The sequence below is a fragment of the Paenibacillus amylolyticus genome (assembly GCF_003719335.1).
Taxonomy (GTDB): Bacteria; Bacillota; Bacilli; order Paenibacillales; family Paenibacillaceae; genus Paenibacillus; species Paenibacillus amylolyticus_D.
In genome coordinates this window covers 346,147-370,281 of record NZ_RIAS01000004.1, presented here as the reverse complement: position 1 = coordinate 370,281, position 24,135 = coordinate 346,147, and the positions used below count along the sequence as shown (strand labels likewise).

The window sequence follows — 24,135 nt, the reverse complement described above, 5'->3', positions numbered from 1 at the left end:
TGGATGAGCTGTTATGTGCAAGTCGAGGAGACAGAACATTTTTGACACGCATTCCATAACACTTTCCGACGCAGTAATTGAAACGGAAGAGGGATGATCACCATGGCGGCTTCACCTTATATGATTGGCGTAGATATCGGCACAACCTCGACCAAGGCTGTGTTGTTCAAGCAAGACGGCAGCATTGTGGCACAAGGTGGTGCAGATTATCCGCTACACACACCATCGCCCGCGATTGCAGAGCAGGATGCAGAGGACATTTTCCAAGCAGTTATTTCCTCTGTGCAGCAAGCCACCTCTAAAGCTGGGGTAGAGCCGGACGACATTCTGTTTGTCTCGTTCAGTTCAGCCATGCACAGCGTCCTGCCTGTGGACGCACAAGGCAAACCGTTGATGCGAGCGATGACATGGGCAGACAATCGCAGCGCCGAGTGGACAGAAGCACTCAAATCGGAGATGAACGGACATGAAATCTACCTGCGAACAGGCACACCGATTCACCCGATGTCCCCACTCACCAAAATCATGTGGTTAACCCGGGAACAACCGGATCTGTTCAGACAGACGCATAAATTGATCTCCATGAAGGAATATGTTTTCTACAAGTTATTCTCTGAATTTGTTATCGACCATTCGATGGCTTCCGCCACCGGACTTATGAATCTGGAGAAACTCGAATGGGATGCAGAAGCATTGCATGTTGCCGGCATTACGCCAGAGCATCTGTCCAGCCTTGTACCAACAACTCATGTATTCAAAACAGGACTTCACCCCGAGTATGCCAAAGCGATGGGCATCGCGGAGACGACTTCATTTGTGATTGGGGCAAGCGACGGTGTGCTCTCGAATCTGGGTGTGAACGCCATTGACCCAGGGGTTGTTGCTGTGACGATCGGCACCAGCGGGGCGATTCGTACGGTCGTGGATAAACCAGTGACCGATCCAAAAGGGCGTTTCTTCTGTTATGCGCTAACGGAGGATCAATGGGTCATCGGGGGCCCGGTGAACAACGGCGGAGTGATTTTCCGCTGGATTCGGGATGAGTTTGCGGCTTCTGAGGTGGAAACGGCAAAACGCCTCGGGATTGATCCGTATGAAGTCCTGACACGTGTCGCTGAAAATGTACCGCCAGGTTCAGAGGGACTATTGTTCCACCCGTACATGACAGGAGAACGCGCACCACTCTGGAACCCGAATGCACGCGGGTCGTTTTTCGGCCTGACGTTGCATCACAAGAAGGAGCATATGATTCGTGCCGCACTCGAAGGTGTGCTCTTTAACCTGTACACGGTTATGCTCGCGATTGAAGAGAAGATTGGCCGTCCGAAAAAGATCCAGGCTACTGGAGGCTTCGCCCGCTCCGAGCTGTGGCGGCAGATGATGGCCGATATTTTCGATCAGGATGTCATCATCCCCGAAAGCATCGAGAGTTCCTGCCTTGGCGCCGCTGTACTCGGGCTGTATGCCACAGGCCGTATCGATTCCCTGAGCACCGTTTCCGGCATGATTGGATCGACACACCGCCATCAGCCACACCCGGAACGTGTACGCGTGTATCGTGAACTGTTGCCGATTTTCATCCGTATCTCACGCAAATTCGAAGAGGATTATGCCGATATCGCGGCATTCCAGAATCGAATGATGCAGGAGTAAGCGCGAGTTGGCACAGCAAGGAGCCGCGTTAGCGATTCTTAGAATCGGATAGATGGTGCTGATGTGTGAGCCTATGCGCTAAACATCTCCAAGAGCCGGACGAATGATGCTGGTGAGGAGTAAGCCGCTAACGATACTCTGAATCAGACGGTGCAGGAGCGTAGTAGCGATCTCCAATATCAAGATCAGGTACAAGATACTAACTAAGATAGCATTTGGTGCAGATGACAAAAAGCTAACGATCACCAGACACCTTATTTCTGAATTTCCAGGCTAAAAGTGGCCTAAAAACAGCTATTTGGCGTAAATAACGTCACTGGTGATCGTTAGAAATTAGGGAACTCTGGACGGCTTCGCCTCTTCCTCTCTCACCTCCTCTGTATTCTCGCATCCCTCACCTAAACCTAAATAAACCCCACAGTATTACACTGTGGAGTTCATCAAATAACTCAAATTACAATAAGTCAATACTGATTACCACCCAAATGGTATTACATTACCTACTTATAGCTATCGCGTGATTATAGCTCTCAAGAACTTATAATAACTCTTACAGATTAAATTCACTCTTATGAGTGACCTTAACGCTCAGACATATTTACTCTGGCGAATTAAATTCACACTTACGAATTATATTTGCTGAACGCATTCTCGTCCGTTTGTACATTTTCCAGATAAACAATCTGGCCAGCATCATTCACACGCGCAATATCCACGCCCACCTTCGCATACACCGATCCATCTGCTGCTTGTCCGCACACAGCCCAATTGGTTTGATAACTACCATCCGGTTGGGGCACCCAGGCATCCCACATATGTTTAATGTCTTGGTTGTAATCATAGAAAGCTTTCATAAACCCCTCAAACCCAGTATGACTAGTGCCATTCAACACAATCTCGGCATCCGGTGTAAACAGGGATAACAAGTCCTGCATAGCCCGTTTATCTGTCCGTGAAGCATCAAATAATCTGAAATAGTTATTTAACATCGTAATGTTCACTGCTGTATTCATTAGTAGTTAGCCTCCTGTTGGTCTCATGCTGTCTCGAACGAAAAATTTCATGCCGTATGATCAGCACATGCCATCAGTTCGAATAATTTCGAACTAAATGCTGTGATAAGAAATGTATCACACTCGCTTACCGAATCGCAACATACATTTCGGTTTTTTTCGAACATTGAAAGAAGTAGCCAACTATGCTAACGTCTATTTTATGAGAACTTTAACGATACCTACCGCTTCGGAAATGAGTTTGACCGCGGTTTGCAATGCACTCGGTGACCCGATACGCATGAAGATTGCATACTGTTTAGCCAGCTCGGGTGAGAAAAATTGCTCCGCTTTTGAAGTCGACCATATCTCCAAATCAACGTTGTCCCACCATATCAAAATCCTGCGAGAAGCTGGTATTATTCAGCCACGAATTGACGGCAAACACCACTTTTATTCCCTGAGAAAGGACGAACTAATTGCACGTTTTCCAGGACTGGTCGCTATGATTCTACAAACAGGAGGCTCAGCCTAATGGATAAAAAAGCTGCCAAAATTCTACTGAGTACATTTTGGGGCGGTGGCGGTTGGAAATCACCCCATGACCCCTTCGAGGGTGATGAATTTGAATATGCCAAAAGCAAGGGCGTCATGTTCGACCCGCTCACGATCAGCCATGACGAAATCGTACAGCGCCTGCATCACATGCATCAGAACCCTGTGCTTAAGGAGCGCGTCATTACGGCCTTTCTACACAGTCTCTCGACCAAAAAAGTGTATCTGCGCAGCGCATTATCCAGCTGGGCATTGACACGAAACATGCCTCTGCATACCTACGGTGAACGCCCGGCTTTACACGCCAATACAAGCGCCTGCGGGGACTGCAACTTCCTTCGTTTACAATCGGATAAACAATATGTTGATGAAGATCTGAATGTACTGAATTTTGAACGAATCAAATGGGGTGGGGTGCGCCACGGTTGGTTGCTCTACTGCCTGTTGGATCTGGAATTGTTGCTTCAGGATTACAATGATAATAGTTGCAACAGCACTGAGAGCAGTCATTTCCACCCTTACCCAGTAACTACGGAAGACCAAACAATTCTTGCCAAGATGCTGGAAGCCTCACAGACAGGAGACCCGAAAGACAGCGCCCGCTCTCTGGAGAAAAAGTGGAAAGAATGTCTGCCCTCTAGCAAACAGGAACGGGACTCCCTGCTAGAAATCTGGGCAGCCGCAGGTATTCTGGTTCCCGGGGATACGCCAAGGAAACGTAAAGGTGGTTCGGGCGACTTTGTCTTTGTCGCAACTTGGCAGGGCGATGATGGATATCATGCCGAAAACGTACTTGATTACTTTGGCCCTTATCTGCCTCAAAGTAACTTCTAAATTTGTTTCATCTATTACATCTGAATCGCATGACCATCCATGCTCCAGGTTACAATACTGATATCGACAGATTTCGGGTTGAACTCGTATAATAAGAGGAAATGAGGATGATGGGAGTGAACCAAGCGAGTTTATGATGTACATACTGGCTTTCATATTGTCTTTTGCTGTCGTGGTTTTGCTGATTCCGCCGCTGGGCCGACTGGCGCACAAACTGGATTTTGTGGACAAGCCCCGGGAAGATGTGGAGCGTAAGCTACACAGGCAACCGATACCACTGACCGCTAGCTACGCGATATTTACTGGATTTTTCCTGACATACATTGCTCTTACAAAAGAATTGACCTGGGAGACAGCCGCATTGGTTGCAGGTGGAATGCTTCTCCTGACGATCGGCACGATTGATGACTGGTACAAAACCAAAGGAAAAGACTTTCCCGCATTACCTAAAATGATTATTCAAGTCTCGGCTGCGGTGCTCGTCTTTGCGTCAGGTATTGCGTTTACCGGATTCGTGAATCCGTTCAATGCAGAGTATGTGCTCCTGCCGATCTGGCTGCAATTCATTCTGACGATCCTGTGGATTTTCGGAGTTACGACGGTGATTAACTTCTCAGATGGTATGGATGGACTGGCTGGTGGTTTGTCCGCGATCTCGGCAATTACGCTGTTTATCGTAGCCATTACGAAGGGCCAGAGTGATTCAGCACTGATGTCCATCACTTTAGTTGGGGTAACGCTTGGTTATCTCAAATACAACAAGGCTCCGGCCAAAGTATTTATGGGCGATGCTGGCGCTACGTTCCTAGGCTTCATTCTAGCAGTTATCGCACTTGACGGTGCATTCAAACAAGCGACGATGCTGTCCATTTTCATTCCGATCCTGGCACTCGGCGTACCGATTTTTGATAATATTTTTGTCGTGATCAAACGTTTCTTGCAAGGCAAAGCAATCTATCAGGCCGATGCAAGCCAAGCTCACTATCGCCTGCTACGTGCCGGTTTGAACCACAAACAGGTGGTTGCCGTGCTCTATCTGGTCAGCACTTGTCTATGCCTGTCCTCCATTATTTTGTTGTTAGTCGATATGTAAAAGAAAATCATTGTATCCTCCAATGCAAGCTACGCAATGAATGATTTAATAGAAATACAAGAATCCACCCTCATTAGCATGAGGGTGGCTTTCTTTGGTTATTCGATATCTTGTTACATTGATATCTACATATCAAGAACACATCAAGATTAGCCGTTTTTTCTAATTCGTAAAAAACCTATGATTTAACCGCGCCAGCCATTGCACCGCCAACGATAAAACGTTGCAACGCAACGTATAACACAACCAGTGGCAACGTCACGATCAGAATACCACACGCTAGTAGCGGCCAGTTATTCATATACTGCCCATAGAAGGTAAATAACCCTTTGGTCACTGGCTGATAATTCGGATCAGACAGATAGATCGTTGGACCAATAATATCATTCCATACCCCGATGGCTGTGAGAATAATGCCTGTTGCCAGAATCGGCTTCATTAACGGGACAAGGATGGTGAACAGATAACGGGTGTACCCACATCCGTCCATGGCAGCAGCCTCATCCAGCTCGCGTGATACCGATTTGATATAACCGACAAACATCAGAAACGCAATGCCCGTACCCGTCGTTTTCAGCAAAATGTAACCGGTTTGCGTATTATACAGACCCAGTTGATTGATCAAAGAGAACTGTGGGATCAGCGGGTTCGGCAAATACATGGAAATCAAAAAGAAAATATAAATAAACGTGCTAAACTTCACGTATCTGCGAGCAAGCGGGAAGGCTGCAAATATAGACAAAATTAAGGTCAGCAGTGTGGACACGCCCGTGTAAAGCACACTGTTCCACATGTACTGCGAGAAACTGCCTTTTGTCCATGCTTCGGCAAAGTTCTCCAGCCGTATGCCTTCCGTTAACGCTACAGGATTCAGCAAATACTCCGTCTGTGTTTTCATCGACACATTAAACAGATAGAACAGAGGGAAGACGTATAGCGCAAGCATCAGCAGCACAATAATGTAGCTGATTGTTCTTGATGTTCCGCTTTGCTTCATTATACTTCCACCTCTCTTTTCCGAAGATAGAACAACGCGACCATGGAGATCGTGAACACAAACAAGAACTGGATCATCGCTACCGCAGAAGCCAAACCATAATCCGCCGTACCGCTGCCAAACGCTGTTGCATACACGTCAAATGCCAGTGTCGTTGTATTAAACTTACCGCCTGTGAGAACGTAGATAATGTCAAAGGTTTGCAGTGCGCCGATGATAGACAACAGCATATTTACGGTAAAAGAAGGAGCAATCATCGGAAACGTAATGTTGGTGAATGCTTTCCAGCCCGATGCACCATCCATATAAGCTGCCTCGTATAGATCACTCGGAATCGTCTGCAAGCCAGCAAGGAAGATCGTCATGGAGTACCCCATGTACATCCAGATTTGCACGAAAATAATGAGCTCGAAGGCAATATTATAATCCCCGAAAAAGTTCGAGCTCGTGCCAAAGAAATTCAGAAGTGACTGCGCAGGTCCGCCGAGCGGATTCGCTACGAGCTGCCAGATCAATCCGGACACCGTTACACCCAGCACGACGGGCAAAAAGAATACCGCACGATACAGCTTGTCGCCTCGAAGTTTTTTGTTAATCAGGATTGCCATGAACAGACCTACTGCGTTTTGGATGATGACTACGGCAAACGCAAAATATAAGGAACGCCCGATCGCGTCCAGCCGGTCACCCGCATTGGATGCGCCAAAGAAGGTTTTATAATTTTCGAAACCGACAAAGTTCCATTCCTGCCCTCTCACTCCAGTCGCATCGGTAAACGAAAACAGCACAGTCACGAGCGACGGGCCAAAGCCAAACACGACATAAAGCAACAGCGGAATACTTAAATATAGATAAGGAATCAGCCGCGCCTTCCCTTTTCCAAACGGATACATCGTCCTCACACCTTTCATCGGGTAAAACCAAAAAACCGGAATAACAGCTTTGCTTGATCGAGGTTGGCCTGAAGGCTCTTACCCCAAGCGCTATTCCGGTGGATACTCTGTATGGGAATCTTAGATCGAGAATCGAATTATTTACAGTAGACGAGTCCAATCATGGGTTTATTTTGGAGCTGCTGCATCCCAGTCTGCTTGTGATTTGCTCGCAAGTTCCTCTGGTGTAGCAATTGGCCCAGCCGGTTTAAGCATCTCTGCGTGAACACTGGACTCCGCAATGTACTGTCCTACGTTCTGACGATTAATAAACAACTGATCCCAGGAAAGCTTGAAATTCTCAAGGTATGGTTGAATGTCTTTGATAAACTCGCTCTTGATTTCTACATCAGGCTGTGTCGGAAGGAATCCGGCTGCATTAACGAAATCCGTATAGTTACCTTTCTCCGACAGCATCTCAAGCCACTTCAGCGCATAATCCTTATTCGGTGACTTATCTACAACCATCCAGGTCATATCGTATTTACCAGCCAAGTCTTTGTTTTTCGCCGCATCATTACTACCCGGAATTGGGAAATATCCAAACTTTAGATCCGGGTTAGCCGCTTGAATCGTCGTAGCATCCCACGTACCGTCCGCAATCATCGCCACCTTACCTGTAGCAAACAGACTTGGCAGTGTTCCGTAGTCAATCCCCATGAAACCAGGCATTGCACTGTTCATTAGCGTTTGAGCCTTTTGCAATACTTCGATCTGTACCGGATCAGTCAACTTGGTTTGACCTGTCCACAGACCTTTGATGTAGCTCAGTTGGTCGTCATGAATCGAGGCTTGAAGCCCTTGTACTGCAAGGCCAATCGGCCAGACATCTTTACCTGCGAAGCCCAGTGCTTCTACGCCGTTATCTTTGAATACTTTGATGACGTTTTGCAGTTCATCCCACGTTGTTGGCACTTGCAGATTGTATTTGGCAAAAAGGTCTTTATTGTAGAACAAGCCTGTAAATGCCACTTTACCCATGTTGACACCGTACACCTTGTCGTTGTACGTCATCGCGTTCTGCACATCAACTTCGTTATAGTTTTTGATAAAAGCCTGACCCGACAAGTCACTGATCAGCCCTGCATCGATCCACTGCTTCCACATCGGATCAGCCGCACCCTTAGACCAGTCTTGCGGAGCACCAACGAAGCTGGACTTGAGCGGAATGATATCTACATCGCCCGTACTACCTGCGTTCATCCGTGTTTGCATCAATTGATCGTATGTTGCATCTGCCGGAACTGTTGTGTACTCCACTTTCACGTCCGGGTACTTCTCCTCAAACTTTTTATTAAATTCTTTGATGTAATTGTTGATATTCTCTTGCTGCCAGTGAATGATCTTTAACGTCACCTTTTTGTTTCCATCCGTAGAAGCCTTCCCATCTGAATCGGTCGAACCGTTGCCACATGCTGCGAGCACAAACATTAAAGCGGTTACAAGTGTAATAGATAAGATCTTTCTCTTCATATCACTTTCCCCCAGCCATTCAAGATTAATTTACGAATTTAGCGAATTCACGAAATCAGTTTCGTTAATTACACCCTCATTATGACTCCACCTGATAAATTTGTAAATAGTTTATTTGAGTTTTTACAAAATATGTGATGAAACCGCGTCATATCTGGGATTGAGCGTTGCTTTACGGGCAACTCCATATTTTATTTTACGAAACCTCTATTCGGCGGCTTTGTTTTTACACCTCTACTCTTCTTTTCAATCTAGTTAAAACAAGCCTCTACTTGCGGAAAAATAGGTTATTTTTACTAAAACATGCTGGTGTTTTCGTTAGATTCGAGAGCAAATACTAAAAATATATCCACACATATCATAATCATCTCGACGATTACCCTTTCTGTTATTGACTCTCAGATGGTTGTGACATAGAATGTTGGCAAGAAAGCAATAAAAATGCGCAGCCACAATCTACGAAACTAGTTTAGAATTTGAGGGATATATGATGAATATCAAAACGATAGCTCGTTTGGCCGGTGTGTCTGTTGCAACAGTGTCCAAAATTATTAACAACTATCCTGACATTGGTGAAGAGACACGCCAACGTGTACTTAAGATTATGGAGGAAACGGGTTATCGCCCCTCATCTTCCGCCAAAACACTGGCAACTAAAAAGTCCAACCTGGTGGGTGTTGTCTTTGCAGGGAAATTGAATGTGGATTTCAGTCACCCTTTCTTTGTAGAGGTCATTAATGCCTTTAAGAAACAGATCGGCCTGTTAGGATATGATTTGCTCTTCTTTTCCAATGAAAAATTTCTGGATCAGGGAGAGGACTATCTGGCACGTTCCAAATATTTTCAAGTGGATGGCTGTATTATCATTGCCGGGGATGAGGTGGAGAGCAGCGTATCTGACCTTGATGCCAGTCCTATTCCCTGTATCGGAATTGACATTGAGATGACTGGACAGAACTCCTGTTATATCATGTCGGATAACGAGAAAATCTCTACCAAAGTGGTGGAACAATTTTATATGAATGGATATCGGGATATCGGGTTTATCGGGCTAAAGCGTGCCTCCCTCGTCATGCAGCATCGGGAAAAAGCCTTTAAACAATCCCTAAAGCAGTTTAGTCTAGAAGAGAAACCGGAATGGTTGGTATATAGCCAAGATTATGCCGCTACCGATGGTTACGAGGCAGCCAAACAGCTATTACAAGCAGATGTCTTGCCGCGAGCTGTATTCGCCGCCACGGACTTGCTTGCATTTGGAGCAGTACGAGCCTTTAAAGAGGCGGGACTCCGTGTTCCCGAGGACATCGCTGTTGCAGGTTGTGATGACATTGAGGCCTGCCGCTACAGTGATCCGCCACTCACAACTGTTAAGCAGGATACAGACAAAATCGGACGTCTTGCGGCAATGATCCTGTTCGACCTAATGAACAAACAAATGGATAATCGTTGCATTAAAGTAGAGCCGGAACTGGTACTGCGCCGATCCTGTGGCACGTTGCTGGCATACCAGTAAAAGAGTCAGGCAGTGTAAAAGAAGGACTGGGCTGCTCGGCTGGATATCGCGTTATTCAAGTTGAGCGGCACTGTGATTTGAGAGTGACGTCGAGTAGAAACATCGTCTGTCGTGTCAGGTATATGTTGAACTCGAGGCTCTGATTATATGGATGGTTCGGTAGCAGTTCGTTATTTGATTGGTTCTTTTGGTTCTTTAGTTGGTTGGTTGGTTCGTTGGTTGACACTGAGGTGAAGCTAAATAGTTACTCTGTTATTATTTTTGTTGGAACCCCGTGTGCACTAGTTACCTCTCTCCCCCCTTCCATACTCTAACGATCACCAGAAGCCTTATTTGCCGGATTTGGCCTTGGTAAAAATTCTAACGATCACCAGCGACGCTATTTGAACCAAAACGGCTTATTTACTGCGGTTTTCGGGCACAAATGTGAAAATAGCGTTCCTCATGATCGTTAGAATTCGAAAAGAGCTAAATTGGGCCAAATAGCGTCATCTGTGATCGTTAGCCACATTGTCATCAAGTAAAAGATCCATAACTGACCCTGACGGGTGATGGAGAGGGCTCAACGAATCTTCGAATCTTCCATAACCCTAGACTGTATTTACCTTTTCCATTGTTGTAGCTTGGCAGTGCACAGATGGGGAGTAATGGGTGTTCAGTAAATGATGGTCAGTACATGAAGAGAGCTGCATAGTCGGACACCGACTTCGGGCGACTGGCGACTTCGGGCGACAAACAACAAAAAGACGAAGCAGGACTGTGCCTGCTTCGTCTTTTTTACATTATTTACTGCATTATATATTTTCCTGCATCCTATCTGCTACTCGTTGACACCACAGGACAACTAGTGGAGGGACGAAATCTCTCTACTCACATAGGGTCACAATCTCCTGCTACGGTCGGTTACTTGAAAGCAGCGGTGGGAGGCAGCGGGGATTTGCGCTGCCGATCCAGCCATCCGGGCCGATCCAGTTCAAGGAGTCGGCGATATCGTTCTTCCCGAGCTAGCAGTTGTTCGTGAGAACCCTGCATGACGATGTTTCCATTTTCCACAAACACGATCTCGTCCATCTTCTCTGCACCAATCAGGTGGTGGGTAACCCAGATTAAAGTTTTGCCTTGCAGGCTGTCCAGCATGGTGCGCATCAGTTCGCGTTCTGTCACGGGGTCTAACCCTACGGTCGGCTCATCAAAAATAACAACGGGCGTCTTCCGCAGCAAAACCCTGGCTAGCGCAATCCGCTGACGCTCTCCGCCGGAGAAGCGCAGTCCTGTCTCCAGCATCGGTGTCTGATACCCCTGTGGCAGAGACTCGATCAGTTCAGCCAGGCCAACCTGTGCAGCGACCTGCCGAATCTCTTCATCCGTTGCATCCGGACGACCAATCCGCAGATTGCCTGCAACCGTCGTATTAAAGAGATGTGGGCTCTGATTGAGCACTGCTATCACTTCGGTTACACTCTCGCCAAGCATCTCTACAGGCAGATCATTGATTAGAACCTCGCCGGATGAGGGAGACAAAGCACCTTGAATCAGCTTCAACAACGTTGATTTACCGCCACCGCTACGTCCAAGAATAGCCATTCGTTTGCCCTGAGGCAGATGCAGCGAGAGATCCCGAACGGCATATGCTGTCTCTTCTTCATACTGATAACTCACTTGCTCTATGGTAATATCCGCGCGCAGTTTCGGCGGAATACGTAGACGGATTCGTCCATCTGTAGTCGTTCCCCTATCCGCTGCGGGCATCCCCTCGGTCGATTGCATCGCAACTGAACTAGATCGATGTTTGTTATGCGACCCAAATGCGTGAGACTTCTTTTTCTGCTCTTCCCAATTCCGACGTCCCATATCTTCCGAGCCTTCCAGCTTGTTTAATCGGTCCAACGATTCACGGTAATCTGGCACATGCCCTGCTGCGTCACCGACCGGCAACAGCGATTCCGTGAGCGGGAACAGGACGAGCACAAATGCCGCAATCATAACCGCAGGTAGCTGAGCCGCTGAAGCATTTTGTCCTGCCCACATAGTGACCCACACAACCATTACTCCAATGAGGCATTGAGCAATAAAATCGCGCCAACGGTTCCAGCGACGCAGTCTACGGCGAATCTGATCAGCATACTCCTCATCCTCTTCCTGCCACTGCACGAACGCTGACGCTCTGCCACTTGCAATCCAGTCTCCCAGCCCGAGTACGCCGTCGGTCAGACGTGTGTACAACTTGCTGTTTTCTCTTTTGAGCTGCACACGCCATCTCCAGGTTCGTTTTAAAGAAATTGCAGGAAGCAACACAACAATAAACAACATGTACAGTGCCATCCATAGTGCAAACATCGGATCTACACTGCCAAATGCCAGTACAGCAGCACCGTAGATCACAAGTGCTGTAACAGCGGGGAATACGGTACGCAAATAAATATCTTGCAGACGTTCTACATCATCAGCCAGTGCACCGAGCACGTCACCGGTTTGCATTCGCGAACGCAGAAACAGAGCCTGCGGCTCCAAAATGCGATACAGCTTAACCCGCTGATCTGCGAGTACACGCAAAACAGCATCATGCCCAGCCAGTCGTTCGACATAACGGAACACCGCCCGGAAGATCCCAAAGGCACGTACACCCACAATCGGAACATAGACCATCAAAATATTTTCAGGACGCAGCGCAGACTTGGAGATCAGATATCCGGAGGTAAAAAGGAGCATCACCGCACAGAGAGCCGCGCATGTGCCGAGTGCAATCGCACCGATAAATCGCCAGCGGTACTGTGCCGCGTATGGAGTAATCCAGCTATTTTTTCCACCTTGTCCGCCTCGTTCGCTCTCTGTACCTGGATGTCCGGATTTCATCTCATATCGCCTCCATCTGCGCCTCAACCATGTGATAATATACCCCTTTTCGTGCAAGCAGTTCCTGATGTGTGCCTGTCTCGGCTACCGTACCGCCATCCATGACAATAATATGATCCATATGCGGCATCCAGTGCAGACGATGAGTTGCCAGAAAGACGAGTTTACCTTCGAACAAGGGCAGCATCGTCTGCTTCAGTTCATATTCAGTCTCCACATCCAGATGTGCCGTAGGTTCATCAAGCAACAGAACACTGCGTTCACTCAGCAAAGCTCTTGCCAGCGCCACACGTTGCTCCTGGCCGCCGCTGAGCTGTCTGCCCCCTGCACCAATTGGTTCATGCAGCCCATTTGCAAGAGATGACAATAGCTTTGTCAGCCCAGCTGCCTGCGCTGCTTGAGCCACTTCCACATCGGATGCTTCCGGCATGTAAAAACGAATATTATCCGCAATTGAACCGCTGAAAATATACGGATGTTGCGGAATCGCAGCCGTCTGGCTACGCCAAGCCTTGAGCAGTTCCAGACTCATAGGCTGACCATTGACCTGCATTTGTCCGGCTGTTGGAAGCTGAAAACCTGCGAGAACATCGATGAGCGTTGATTTTCCCGCTCCACTGGCACCGATAATTCCGATCTTACCAATGCCCTTCAGCTGAAAACTCACATCCTGAAGGGAATAAGTTCCCTCTGCTTCATGCTGAACCTGAATATCCTTCAGCGCTAATCGGCTGTGTTCTCCCCAAGAGGATGCCGTTGCCACATTATGCATCCCATGTTTATCCCGGTTAAACACCACTCGCAGTTGTGAAGAGGAGACAGGGCCGTTTTCATGTTCACCCAACACCCCCGCTTGATCCAATTCACTTGCATAGGCCTCTGTCTGACGCTGTTCTGCGGCCTTGCCTCGTCCAATCACTTGATTAATCGCTTCTCCAGCTTCCTTGCCATCCAGAGTCGCGTGGTAATCTGCACCCAACATGCGTACGGGCAGGAAATACTCCGGTGCTAGAATTAATACCGTTAGAGCAGGAAACAGTGACATATGTCCTTCCGTAAGCCGGAGTCCGAGACCTACCGCAACGGACGCAACCGACAACATGGTGAAGAAATCCAGCGCAAACGAGGACAAAAAGGCCATGCGTAGTGTGGACATCGTTGCTTTTCGGTATCGCTGGCTCACTCGCATGATGGAGCCCTCGTGTGTCTTGCTTTGACCCAGCGTTTTCAACGTTTCCAACCCACGCAGCGTATCCACAAAATGATTCGCCAGCGCTTTATGGGACTTGAATTGTCCATCGATCTTACGCTGAGTCGCCAGACCAATAAGGATCATAAACACGATCAGAATCGGCAGCGTCAGCATTAATATCACACCGGACATCGTATCCAGTTTGAATACATAAAGCAGAATGATAACTGGTGTGAAGCCCATGCCCAGCATACGCGGGATAAACAGCTCCAGATACGTTTTATATTGGGAAATACCTTCACGTGCCAGCGTCACCAGATGTCCCGTACCTTCTGTTTTGGCATAACGCGGCCCAAGTCTAAACCATTGTTCCGTCATCTGTTTACGCAGATCGGTTCCGGTTCTCTCCGCATACCGCGTAGTGACAAGCTGTAACCAGAATGACAAGGCATAGCGAGCGGCAAAAGCAGCCAGGAACAACAGCAGCACCGGATACTGTGACGAAACCGCAGCACCTTCAAACAATGCCGTAATGGCCTGTGCCAACCATTTGGCCTGCATAATAATCGTCATCGCCTGTAACAGCACCAACGCAGATGCCAGTGCGAGTACCGGCCGGATGCCCGGCAGCTTCATTAGCCCGCGTCCCATGTCAGTACTCCAGGTGGTGCTGTTCGTTCAGACGTTTGCGGAAAATATAATAACTCCAGATCTGATATCCAAGTACAAATGGCAGTAATGTGCAGGCAACAATGGTCATCACTTTTAATGAATAAGCACCCGATGCTGCGTTATATACAGTCAGATCAAATGCCGAATTGATGGAACTCACCATAACTCGTGGGAATAATCCGATAAATACGGAGGCAAAAGCAATGGCAATAACCGCACCCGTCATCCCGAAAGCCCAACCTTCACGCTGCTGACGAATGAAGTAAGCCGCAAGAGACAGCGCCACAGCACCCAGCGCAATCATAATCCAGAGCGCCCAGCCGCGAACGGTAAATACGTCGGTCATCAAATAGGTTAATATCGCGTATATAGCAAGAACTGCCACCAGTGGTATCATCAACTTTTTCGCCATGTGAAGTGCACGTTCTCTCAATTCACCTACGGTACGCAAGGAAGCAAATAACAGCCCGTGAACCAAACACAACAACGTTACACTCAAGCCGCCTACAACGGTGTACGGATTAACAATATCCAGGAAGCCGGCATGCATCTGCATGTTCTCATCAATAGGCAGCCCCTTCATCAACGTTGCAAAAACGACCCCAAACAGGAATGGCAGCAACGCACTTGCCACCACAATAATGATGTCCCACGTTCTACGCCAGTGCTGCTGTTTCATTTTACTGCGGAATTCAAAGGCAACTCCGCGTCCAATCAGCAATAGCAACACAACCACCAGCGGCAGGTAGAATCCGCTGAACAGCGTTGCATACCAGTGCGGGAAGGCTGCAAACATGGCACCGCCTGCGGTCAGCAGCCAGACCTCGTTTCCATCCCAGAACGGACCAATTGAATTGATTAACGTACGACGTTCACGATCTGTTTTGGCAATCAACCCCGTAGACATCCCCACCCCGAAATCGAATCCTTCAAGAAAGAAAAATCCGATAAACAATACGGCAATCAGCACAAACCACAGCTCACTTAGTAACAACGGAATACCCCCCATCTACGCCAAACGGATCGGCCGGCTCATCATGCTCTTCCGACTTATCGACTGCATATGGACCTGCTTTGATTTTGCGTACAAACAGGAAGACCATCACGATGCCAAGAACCGTATACGCAGCAGTAAAGGCAATCGTGGAGAACAAAATCATTCCTGCGGAAACATTCGGGGACACACCTGCTTCGGTCGTCATGTACCCGAACACCGTCCATGGCTGTCTTCCGACCTCGGTCATAATCCATCCTGCTGAATTTGCAATAAACGGTAGGGAGATCGCAAAGACCATCAGACGCATAAACCAAGGTTTAGCCACTTCCAGCTTCTTACGCCAAGCCAGATATGTGCCATACATCGCAAGCAGGATCATCAAGCCGCCTGCAGCAATCATGACACGGAAGCTCCAGAACGTCGTGCGTACAGGAGGGATATAGTCCCCAGGTCCGTACGTTTGTTGATACTCAGCATTCAGTTCTTTCATACCTTTGACACTGCCTGAAAATTTACTGTAAGACAGGTAGCTAAGTAATCCAGGAATTTTGATCTCACCCGAATTTTCCTGCTTCTCCGGGTCGATGGAGGCTATGACCGTCCACGGGGCCGGATCTTCTGTTGTCGTCCACGTACCTTCGCTTGCAGCCATCTTCATCGGTTGTGTTTCCACCAGATATTGTGCCTGAAAATGCCCCGAGAAAGCTACGCCCAGCGAGGATACGAGACCGATAATAATGGCAATGTTGAAAGATCTGCGGAACACGTCCACGTCTTGTTTTTTCATTAACTTATACGCACTAATTCCCGTCACCACAAAGGCTCCCGTCATTAACGCACCAAAAATTGTGTGCGGGAATTCAACGAGAAGCTGACCATTCGTAAGCAGTGCAAAGAAGTCATTCATCTCCGCCCGGCCATTATTGATGGCGAATCCAACGGGATGCTGCATAAACGAGTTCGCTGCCAGAATCCAAACCGCTGACAGGAATGTACCGGCAAATACGAGCCAGATGCAGGCCAGATGCACTTTTTTAGACAAACGATCCCAGCCGAATATCCATAAACCGATAAATGTCGATTCCATAAAAAACGCTAGCAGAGCCTCAATCGCCAGTGGCGCACCAAAGACGTCACCGACAAACCGGGAGTACTCCGACCAGTTCATGCCGAACTGGAATTCTTGCAAAATACCGGTGACCACACCGACGGCAAAGTTGATCAGGAACAACTTGCCCCAGAACTTGGCCATCGTTTTGTAAATCTCTTTTCCCTTCGCAACATACAACGTCTCCATAATCGCTACCAACAGCACGAGGCCAATGGATAGCGGTACGAAGAAAAAGTGGAAAATCGTTGTAAGTGCATATTGGATACGCGATAACATAATCGGATCCATACCTTTACCCCTTCTTTCTGTTCGCTTTAGCAAGATACGTAAATGGCCTTGAAGCGGGCATCTTCGCTGTCTGTCCTCCAAATACGTTGTTGAACGTATTGTGCCAGATTACCTATTTTTCACATGTGATAATTCTCACAATCCAGCCTCTCTTAAGCAAAAAAAGTGACCTCGGTCACACAATAGATAAAATTAAGCCTATTTATTGCGCTTGTCCGTACCTCCATTCGTCTTGAGCTGATGCATGTATTCATGGAAGTTGTTCATGTTTGGAGACAAATGCCCATATGTTAGTGTCAGACGGAGATATGCGAAGTGCTGCAACGACTTTTTACATACCAAAAATCCCTTGTCAAAGTGTGGTGAGTTACAGATGGAACACGCTGAACAGGCAACTGATACTGGTCCAACGCAAAAAATGAGGCAGGAAGAGGACTCCAAGAAGGCAACAACGGATCTGTCTGTGTCCACAGACATTGCAGTTCAATATGTGATTTTCCCGCGAAAAGGTGGCTGGTCATCCTTCCCCTACCCGGACATCGCTGCGTTATTCGTAGCTCAAGAAAGCACGATCTTTTATGTCAGCAGCCGTACATCTGAAGAAGAAGATTTGCCAAAAGCCATTCAAGTGATCTCCCTATCGGAGGCGGAAAAACGATTACAGGAACAACATACCGTTGCAATCGTTACACATCCATATTGGCTTATGGCTGTAGCTTCACTACAGCCGGAAATATGTATTGCACTATTGCCTGAACCGGTAGGAGATGAAGCCGCATCTCCACTCTGGGAGAGCAGTATCTCCAGACTTGTCGGCATTGCCGATCTGGTGGCCACATCTTCGGAGACCCGGTACATGAAGCTGCTCTTTCAAGGTACCCGTGCCATCTGGTTAGGAGGAGAAGACACTTCTCCCGCCGGTTACATCCATTATGAGGGTACACGTATTCCACTGCGCGATTATGAGATATTTTTTATGCATGCACTTCAGCAGGTACTGACAGGTAAGCCAGACCACATTACCATGCTTCAATGTCGTGCGCGAGCCGATTACTACAGACAGCTCCGAGCCAAAACAGGTGCTCATGAGACTATTTCGTTTCTTCTGTCCGCTTATGAGTATCTGCTGGAGGATTCGCGCGCCAGCACTTCACTCAAGGAAGCATTCAGTCATGCTGTTATCAACGGAAGACAGGATTGTGTGGTGTCCCATTACCGGTTCCTCTCCGCCATCTATGCGAGATCAGGTCAGATTGAAGAAGCCCTACAGGTGTTTGGCATCAGTGCAAATAACGAGCAGGAACGCCATCATTATGAGCAATTGTGCCGCTGGCTTGAAGCCGGAGAGGAACAGTTGGTGCGGGCAGAACTGCTGCGTATCAATGATGATTATGGCAGTGCTCTGCGCGTTCTGGATGAGCTTGGCGGGGAAACGGCAAGACATTGGAAGTTCCGCATCTATCAGGAAACGGAGTGTGTGGAGGATGCGCTTGCGCTCGTTCATGCCAGTGATATTCAGGATGCGGCCAGCCTTCTGCAATATCGACAACTATCCGGGACAGCTCTGGCTCTTCGGGGTGAACGTCACGGTGCGGTAAGACAGTTTCTGGAGACAGCTGTGGAGGATGAAGAGGCTTTAGCTCGGATTATGGAACTGGAGCTGCTGGATCATGCTGTACAGCAATTGCTTGGGGAGGTGCCTTAATGATAGACCCGAAGAAGCGCAGAACCCCTGGAAGTAGACCCGTTATGCATGATTCGCTTCAAACGTCTTCCAGTTCCGAATCCCAAAGTTCCTCAAGTCAAGTTCATCGTATCGTTAACTCACGGATCGAAGAGGAACCCCATCCTTCTGCCACACGTGATGTAGAGGTGGATGCGTATGAACAAAACTCTCCCGTACGCCGGGTGCGCAGAAGTAAAAACAACAAGCTGACTGCCATGCTCCAGGTACGTAATGAACAAGGTCGGTATCTGGAAGAAGTGTTGCAAGATCTGAGTGTATTCGTAGATGAAATCGTCATCGTGGATGACGCCAGTACAGATGGAACACCGGATATATGCAGAGCTTTCCCAAAAGTAGTTCGTCTTGACGTATTGGAGAAGCCACTGTTTGCCGAAGAATGGCGCCTTCGCAACACGTTATGGCAAGCTGCAGTCAGTACAGATCCAGACTGGCTTCTCTCGGTAGATGCAGATGAACTATACAGTGCTGAAGCCAAAAAGGCAATGCGCAAGCTCATTGATCAGGACTATGCAGACTGGTTTGCCTTCCGATTCTACGATATGTGGGGTTGCCGAACACATTATCGGGAGGATGAGCTTTGGGCGATGCACAAACGTCACACCGCCTCCCTTGTCCGTTACATGCCGGGCTATCCTTACTTTTACCCGCAACAGAATCACCATGTTCCTCGTCTTCCCGCGTCCTGTACCGTGTTGCCAGGAGTATGCACTGAACTGAAAGTTCAGCATCTCGGCTGGGCAGGGAGTTTGGAGGATCGGGTACGCAAATATTTACGCTACAAACGTATTGATCCGCATGGAGAATGGGGCAACCCAGCGCAGTATGAGTCCATTCTGGACCCTGAACCGCGCCTGCTCCCTTGGAAGGAGGAGTCCTAATTATGGGTGTGGTCAGCATACTGACCCATAGTTTTACCGATGGTTACAACCGGAAGTTTGGCCGGGTATTTGGAGGCGGACTGGAACGTTATATTCTCGATCTATGCAGTGTCATCCGCGGACTCGGACATATCCCCGAGGTGCACCAGCTATCCTATTTTGAAGCATTCCAAACCCGAACCGAACAGATTGACGTCTATGGTTATGATTACGACATGGAAAATGTACCGGAAGCCTTTGACCGAATGGCCGCAGCAGCCCGTGGTCCGATCATCTATGCCAGTTGCCTGTGGCAGCCCATCACCTATAAACCTGGCAGCCTTGGGATATGTCATGGAATTAATTGGGACCGTCCCCGCCTGCCGCTCGAGACGAAACGCCAGGTTGCCGATCACATTCAGCTGGCGCTGGACGGACTGGTTCGCATCGTTTCGGTAGACTCCCATTTCCAGACCTTCTGCCGGGCAACTTGTACGTATACTGATTCAGAACAAATTGTGCTGATTCCTAACGCAGTGGACACCTCTTATTTCATCCCAGCTCCGCCAAGCAGGGCACTCGCACCGCATCATGAAGAAGAGTGGATGTCGGCATGGAAAAAAGAGGCGGCACTTCAGGCTGGACATGAAGACATTCTCGTTCAGGAATCCAGAGCAGATGTAGTGCATCATGATACAGCAGGTCATGATGATTCAGATGTATATTTCAAGCAAGGGGAAAAAGCCCAAACGAAGAGTTTTAAGAAAGAGCACGGTGAAGGCTCTGTTGCCGGTGTTATCTCTTTTGAAAATGGGGTTGCCGAAACTACTTCTCAGCAAGGTCAAGTTCATTCGAACAACGCTGTGCCTGTGCCAGCACCACGTCCAATCCGCATTCTGTATCCACGCCGCATCAGCAGCGAGCGCGGTATTATTCCTATGATGCTTGCGGCAGATAAGCTGCTCGGGGCTTTTCCAGATGTGGAAGTTGAATTTGCCGGAGAGTTAGTGGAAGGCAGCACGGTGGGCAGAGCCTTTCGCTATTGGCAGCGTACACATCCGCATACGGCCCGCATCCATCAGCATACGTACGATTTCAAAGATATTCGTGACGCTTATCATCAGGCGGACATCGTTGTCATTCCTACGCTATTCTCGGAGGGAACCTCCTACGCATGCTTGGAAGCGATGAGCTGCGGTCTTCCGGTGATCGCTTCGAATGTCGGGGGACTCAATGATCTGATTCAGGATGGGTTCAACGGATTGCTTGTGCCCCCGGGTGAGCAGGCACTGACTGCCGCGCTCGTCAGGCTTGTTCAAGATCGCACCGAGCGGGAGCGGTTGGGTATCTATGCCCGCGAAACTGCACTGTCCTATGATCTGTCCATATGGCGCAGCCGTTGGAGCAGGATACTGGAATCTTTTTTAGCTGAAACAGGATTGAGGGAGGCGATTCAAACATGATGGACACACCCGACACCACGGCAATGATGGAATCAAGGTATATCCGGCAAAGCGACCCGAAGACAGATACGCTCGTTTTTCCGCTTCATCCCGCATGGTGGAGCCGTCCTTATGAGTATGAGTGGGCACGGCAGTTTGCACGTTCAAGCGACGTAGTGCTGGATGCAGCTTGCGGCATTTCGCACCCGTTCAAATTTTGGCTCACGGAGCATTGCCGCGAAGTTCACGCATGTGACTGGGATGAACGCATCTTGTCGGAAGAGGCGATTCGTTCAGATATTGCGGCTGATTTTGGCGAGCAGGCGGCTCTCCATCTGCCCGAACATTACCTCACCCGGCTTCACCGCGCTCAGGCCAATCTGGCTCAGCTTCCTTATCGTCCCGAGCAGTTTGACCGCATATTCTGCATCTCTGTGTTGGAGCATCTGGATACGGGCACGATGCTGCGGGCTTTTCGCGAATTCGCTCGTGTGTTGAAGCCGAGCGGACAGTTAATCGCCACTTTTGATGTGCCCGAGATGCGACCGGATTTACTGGAAACGATCATGGCTGTCACAGGCCTGACCATCGAAGATAAGCTAACTGTGGAAGAGCCGGCGGACGCAATCTCCTCGGAGATGTATGGTGCACCCATCCGCTGTTTCAGGGCTGTGATCTGTAAGACGGGAAAGGGATAGTGTCATGAAATATCAGGCTCAACTTTTCATTCCTCAATCGTTGTACAGCAAATGAGAAAACGATTAGGCATCCGAACGTAATGCGAGGAAACGGTAGTATTACGGGGTGCATAGGTTTATTCGTCTGAAATAGCACGCCAAACTGGCGGTAAATGCAGTGTGTGCCGGGATGCCCCGGCTTTTTTTGCTGTGCTGAAAAGCCGGGGCATCCCGGGGGTATCCGGCGCTATGAGTACGCCGGATTACAGGTATACCAGCAGCATGTTGCACTGCTGCTGGTAGGCTCGGGCATGGTCTGCGCCAGAGGAAGTCAGGCGCAGCAGGGTCTGCAAGCCCGGCGGCGGAGTCTTCGCCGGGCGGCCTTGGGCGGCAGCATGCCGTGCCGTGATCCGGGCCGCGTAATCGGCCCAATCACGCGCCAGGCTCTGCCGCCCGGCGAGCAGCGCGAGCGTGCCCGCGAGGAGCGCATGCGCTGCCAGCACCGGGGCGGGCACTTCGTCCGCGCAGGGCTGCTGCGCGCCGCTAGGCGTGCCGCATAGCGCAAGCAGCCCTGCGCGGGCGCAAGCGGGCGCGCGCAGCAGCCCGCAGCGGGCCGCAGGCGGGAGCGCTGCAAGCAGCGCCAGCGCGCCGCCCGGCGGCAGGGCCTGCAGCAGGCGCAGCCATGCGGGCCAGGCGCCCACGGCGGCGAGCGCTTGCGCGGGCAGCGCCATGCTGCTCGCAGCGCCGCACGCTGCCGCGCCCTCGCCTTGCAGCAGTGCCTCGGCAGCACGCGCCACCTCCGGTACGGCTACACGCTGGCGCGTTCGCGTTGCCGCCGCACGCCCGGGCACGCTGCACTCGCGCTGCTTGTGGCCCAGCGCCCACAGTGCCAGCGCAGCCTCTGGCCCATGCTGTACATGCGCTGTCCACAGCCGCAGCGCCTTGCTCGCGGCTGCATCCTCGCCGATCTGGGCCAGCGCCAGCCCAGCGGCAAGCGGCTTCGCGCGATACGCCGGGCCCAGTACCCCTGCATGGCGCAGCAGCCATTCCGTCCGATGCGCCGCCAGCGCGACCGAGACCAATGCTTGCCACGCCGCTAGCGGCAAGCTCCCCCCCTCGGCTACGCCAGCAATGGCCTGCGGCCGTCCCGTGGCTGCCCCAAGCAGCAACATTCGCTGCCATGCCGCCACGTTGCCGGGCTGTATGTCCAGCGCTGCCGTATAGGCTGCTTCCGCTTCTGCCCAGAGGCCAGCCTGCTCATGCGCCATGCCTTCCAACGTTAGGCTGCGGTAGCTTCCGGCACCAGACACCGAGGTATACCTCCTTGCTGTCGATACAGCCGTTTTCGCCTGCTTTAACCATTTTAATGCACGATCTGCACGCCCCTGATCCAATTCGAGCACAGCGGCAAGTTCAAGCAGATCCGGGAAATCATCGTACACCGTTACCCAGGTCTCCACCACAGAGAGCGCCAGCTCAATCTGCCCCAACTCTCTCCACGCATATGCTGTTTTTAGCACCACATCCGAATGATACCCACACGTCGGATCAAGCTGCGCCAGCAACGGCAACAGCAATCGAAGTGCTTCATCATACTTCGCTTGCTGAAACCACTCGGCAGCCAGCGCATATAGCAGTTCCTTCTGATCTGGTGTCTGCTGCAGAGCCAGCCGAATCAATCTCATGTTGCGCACATCTTTTCGTTTAGCAGCAATGACCTCATCCAAATAACCGTAATGAACAACCTCGATGTCTGAATGACGAAGCCCTTGCGGCAACAACGCGAGAATGGAAGAAGCGACTTCCTCATGGATTCTTCCACGAAAAGTAATCCGGTAGTCATTCCGAAATAATCGGCACACCTCATCCGTTACACGTTCTTCGCCGGAAATACCCAGCAGACTCGTCACCTTAACCCAATACCCCCACACCTCTTCGCTCCCCGCTTCGAGCCATTCCAGTAACTTTGACTTTGTCCATGACGTATGCATCCACATTTCATCGGCGTCCAGCACCAAAATCCACGAAAAACTTGCGGCAGCCAGCGAAAGATTACGCGCCTGGCTGAAGTCTCCGTTCCACTCTGTTTTAACGATCGTTGCATCATATCGCTGAGCAATAGCTACGGAATCATCCGCCGAGCCTGTATCCACGATTATGATCTCGTCTATGATTTCACTTACAGACCCCAGACAACGATCCAAAAACGAACTCTCATCTTTCACGATCATGCATAAACTGATACCTTCCTTCACCC

The 24,135-nt window shown here is 49.6% G+C and carries 18 protein-coding genes; 9 read left to right on the top strand and 9 right to left on the bottom strand.

Annotation, left to right across the window (positions count from 1 at the left end; translation table 11 throughout):
* Positions 1-102 precede the first annotated feature (102 nt).
* Positions 103-1,653: a gluconokinase gene (gene gntK, locus EC604_RS10305; RefSeq protein WP_123064078.1), complete on the top strand. Its 1,551-nt coding sequence runs from the start codon at positions 103-105 to the stop codon at positions 1,651-1,653.
* A gap of 623 nt (positions 1,654-2,276) precedes the next feature.
* Here the strand turns inward: gntK and EC604_RS10300 are convergent.
* Positions 2,277-2,666: a nuclear transport factor 2 family protein gene (locus EC604_RS10300; protein WP_123064077.1), complete on the bottom strand. Its 390-nt coding sequence runs from the start codon at positions 2,664-2,666 to the stop codon at positions 2,277-2,279.
* A gap of 202 nt (positions 2,667-2,868) precedes the next feature.
* On the opposite strand from EC604_RS10300, the gene EC604_RS10295 reads away from it, so the two are divergent.
* The 3 genes from EC604_RS10295 (at position 2,869) to EC604_RS10285 (ending at position 5,127) form a co-directional block, all read left to right on the top strand.
* Positions 2,869-3,180, top strand: a complete 312-nt coding sequence (locus EC604_RS10295) for an ArsR/SmtB family transcription factor (RefSeq protein ID WP_123064076.1) — start codon at positions 2,869-2,871, stop codon at positions 3,178-3,180.
* A complete protein-coding gene (locus EC604_RS10290; protein WP_123064075.1) occupies positions 3,180-4,034 on the top strand; it encodes a hypothetical protein in 855 nt (284 codons plus the stop codon). Before EC604_RS10295 ends, EC604_RS10290 begins: the two co-directional genes overlap by 1 nt.
* 133 nt (positions 4,035-4,167) lie before the next feature.
* Positions 4,168-5,127 carry an MraY family glycosyltransferase gene (locus EC604_RS10285; protein WP_090921690.1) on the top strand — a complete coding sequence of 320 codons (960 nt, stop codon included), beginning with the start codon at positions 4,168-4,170 and terminating at the stop codon, positions 5,125-5,127.
* Between the two features lie 178 nt (positions 5,128-5,305).
* Here EC604_RS10285 and EC604_RS10280 read toward each other — a convergent pair whose 3' ends face one another.
* The 3 genes from EC604_RS10280 to EC604_RS10270 form a co-directional block, all read right to left on the bottom strand.
* Positions 5,306-6,124 carry a carbohydrate ABC transporter permease gene (locus tag EC604_RS10280; protein ID WP_123064074.1) on the bottom strand — a complete coding sequence of 273 codons (819 nt, stop codon included), beginning with the start codon at positions 6,122-6,124 and terminating at the stop codon, positions 5,306-5,308.
* Positions 6,124-7,017, bottom strand: coding sequence for a carbohydrate ABC transporter permease (locus EC604_RS10275; RefSeq protein WP_123064073.1), 894 nt, complete (start codon positions 7,015-7,017; stop codon positions 6,124-6,126). The genes EC604_RS10280 and EC604_RS10275 overlap by 1 nt, the downstream gene beginning before the upstream one ends.
* Positions 7,018-7,185: 168 nt before the next feature.
* Positions 7,186-8,529, bottom strand: coding sequence for an ABC transporter substrate-binding protein (locus tag EC604_RS10270; RefSeq protein ID WP_123064072.1), 1,344 nt, complete (start codon positions 8,527-8,529; stop codon positions 7,186-7,188).
* A gap of 490 nt (positions 8,530-9,019) precedes the next feature.
* On the opposite strand from EC604_RS10270, the gene EC604_RS10265 reads away from it, so the two are divergent.
* The gene (locus EC604_RS10265; RefSeq protein WP_123064071.1) at positions 9,020-10,042 is read left to right on the top strand and encodes a LacI family DNA-binding transcriptional regulator; all 1,023 of its coding nucleotides are present in this window, start codon (positions 9,020-9,022) and stop codon (positions 10,040-10,042) included.
* A 903-nt stretch (positions 10,043-10,945) separates the two neighbouring features.
* Here the strand turns inward: EC604_RS10265 and cydC are convergent.
* The 4 genes from cydC to EC604_RS10245 are packed head-to-tail and all read right to left on the bottom strand — an operon-like array spanning position 10,946 to position 17,155.
* Entirely contained in the window at positions 10,946-12,895 is a 1,950-nt protein-coding gene (gene cydC, locus EC604_RS10260) for a thiol reductant ABC exporter subunit CydC (RefSeq protein WP_123064070.1), read from the bottom strand.
* 1 nt (position 12,896) lies between these two features.
* Positions 12,897-14,738 carry a thiol reductant ABC exporter subunit CydD gene (gene cydD / locus EC604_RS10255; RefSeq protein WP_123064069.1) on the bottom strand — a complete coding sequence of 614 codons (1,842 nt, stop codon included), beginning with the start codon at positions 14,736-14,738 and terminating at the stop codon, positions 12,897-12,899.
* Between the two features lies 1 nt (position 14,739).
* Positions 14,740-15,768 carry a cytochrome d ubiquinol oxidase subunit II gene (gene cydB, locus EC604_RS10250; protein WP_123064068.1) on the bottom strand — a complete coding sequence of 343 codons (1,029 nt, stop codon included), beginning with the start codon at positions 15,766-15,768 and terminating at the stop codon, positions 14,740-14,742.
* A complete protein-coding gene (locus EC604_RS10245; RefSeq protein WP_123064067.1) occupies positions 15,740-17,155 on the bottom strand; it encodes a cytochrome ubiquinol oxidase subunit I in 1,416 nt (471 codons plus the stop codon). Before EC604_RS10245 ends, cydB begins: the two co-directional genes overlap by 29 nt.
* Positions 17,156-17,528: 373 nt before the next feature.
* Here EC604_RS10245 and EC604_RS10240 point away from each other — a divergent pair, with 373 nt between their 5' ends.
* From EC604_RS10240 to EC604_RS10225, 4 genes are read left to right on the top strand one after another with little or no spacing between them, the layout of a single operon-like run.
* The gene (locus tag EC604_RS10240; protein ID WP_123064066.1) at positions 17,529-18,860 is read left to right on the top strand and encodes a hypothetical protein; all 1,332 of its coding nucleotides are present in this window, start codon (positions 17,529-17,531) and stop codon (positions 18,858-18,860) included.
* The gene (locus tag EC604_RS10235) at positions 18,860-19,780 is read left to right on the top strand and encodes a glycosyltransferase (protein WP_123064065.1); all 921 of its coding nucleotides are present in this window, start codon (positions 18,860-18,862) and stop codon (positions 19,778-19,780) included. Before EC604_RS10240 ends, EC604_RS10235 begins: the two co-directional genes overlap by 1 nt.
* Positions 19,781-19,782: 2 nt before the next feature.
* Positions 19,783-21,222: a glycosyltransferase family 4 protein gene (locus tag EC604_RS10230; protein ID WP_123064064.1), complete on the top strand. Its 1,440-nt coding sequence runs from the start codon at positions 19,783-19,785 to the stop codon at positions 21,220-21,222.
* Positions 21,219-21,899 carry a class I SAM-dependent methyltransferase gene (locus EC604_RS10225; RefSeq protein ID WP_123064063.1) on the top strand — a complete coding sequence of 227 codons (681 nt, stop codon included), beginning with the start codon at positions 21,219-21,221 and terminating at the stop codon, positions 21,897-21,899. Before EC604_RS10230 ends, EC604_RS10225 begins: the two co-directional genes overlap by 4 nt.
* Positions 21,900-22,141: 242 nt before the next feature.
* Here EC604_RS10225 and EC604_RS10220 read toward each other — a convergent pair whose 3' ends face one another.
* Positions 22,142-24,109, bottom strand: coding sequence for a glycosyltransferase (locus EC604_RS10220; RefSeq protein ID WP_205127923.1), 1,968 nt, complete (start codon positions 24,107-24,109; stop codon positions 22,142-22,144).
* Positions 24,110-24,135 lie beyond the last annotated feature (26 nt).

What these genes read in the sequence shown, in the direction of transcription:
- gntK (WP_123064078.1), top strand. Translation starts at nt 103, where the DNA reads ATGGCGGCTTCACCTTATATGATTGGCGTAGATATCGGCACAACCTCG.
- EC604_RS10300 (WP_123064077.1), bottom strand. Translation starts at nt 2,666, where the DNA reads ATGAATACAGCAGTGAACATTACGATGTTAAATAACTATTTCAGATTA.
- EC604_RS10295 (WP_123064076.1), top strand. Translation starts at nt 2,869, where the DNA reads ATGAGAACTTTAACGATACCTACCGCTTCGGAAATGAGTTTGACCGCG.
- EC604_RS10290 (WP_123064075.1), top strand. Translation starts at nt 3,180, where the DNA reads ATGGATAAAAAAGCTGCCAAAATTCTACTGAGTACATTTTGGGGCGGT.
- EC604_RS10285 (WP_090921690.1), top strand. Translation starts at nt 4,168, where the DNA reads ATGATGTACATACTGGCTTTCATATTGTCTTTTGCTGTCGTGGTTTTG.
- EC604_RS10280 (WP_123064074.1), bottom strand. Translation starts at nt 6,124, where the DNA reads ATGAAGCAAAGCGGAACATCAAGAACAATCAGCTACATTATTGTGCTG.
- EC604_RS10275 (WP_123064073.1), bottom strand. Translation starts at nt 7,017, where the DNA reads ATGTATCCGTTTGGAAAAGGGAAGGCGCGGCTGATTCCTTATCTATAT.
- EC604_RS10270 (WP_123064072.1), bottom strand. Translation starts at nt 8,529, where the DNA reads ATGAAGAGAAAGATCTTATCTATTACACTTGTAACCGCTTTAATGTTT.
- EC604_RS10265 (WP_123064071.1), top strand. Translation starts at nt 9,020, where the DNA reads ATGAATATCAAAACGATAGCTCGTTTGGCCGGTGTGTCTGTTGCAACA.
- cydC (WP_123064070.1), bottom strand. Translation starts at nt 12,895, where the DNA reads ATGAAATCCGGACATCCAGGTACAGAGAGCGAACGAGGCGGACAAGGT.
- cydD (WP_123064069.1), bottom strand. Translation starts at nt 14,738, where the DNA reads ATGGGACGCGGGCTAATGAAGCTGCCGGGCATCCGGCCGGTACTCGCA.
- cydB (WP_123064068.1), bottom strand. Translation starts at nt 15,768, where the DNA reads ATGGGGGGTATTCCGTTGTTACTAAGTGAGCTGTGGTTTGTGCTGATT.
- EC604_RS10245 (WP_123064067.1), bottom strand. Translation starts at nt 17,155, where the DNA reads ATGGATCCGATTATGTTATCGCGTATCCAATATGCACTTACAACGATT.
- EC604_RS10240 (WP_123064066.1), top strand. Translation starts at nt 17,529, where the DNA reads ATGGAACACGCTGAACAGGCAACTGATACTGGTCCAACGCAAAAAATG.
- EC604_RS10235 (WP_123064065.1), top strand. Translation starts at nt 18,860, where the DNA reads ATGATAGACCCGAAGAAGCGCAGAACCCCTGGAAGTAGACCCGTTATG.
- EC604_RS10230 (WP_123064064.1), top strand. Translation starts at nt 19,783, where the DNA reads ATGGGTGTGGTCAGCATACTGACCCATAGTTTTACCGATGGTTACAAC.
- EC604_RS10225 (WP_123064063.1), top strand. Translation starts at nt 21,219, where the DNA reads ATGATGGACACACCCGACACCACGGCAATGATGGAATCAAGGTATATC.
- EC604_RS10220 (WP_205127923.1), bottom strand. Translation starts at nt 24,109, where the DNA reads ATGATCGTGAAAGATGAGAGTTCGTTTTTGGATCGTTGTCTGGGGTCT.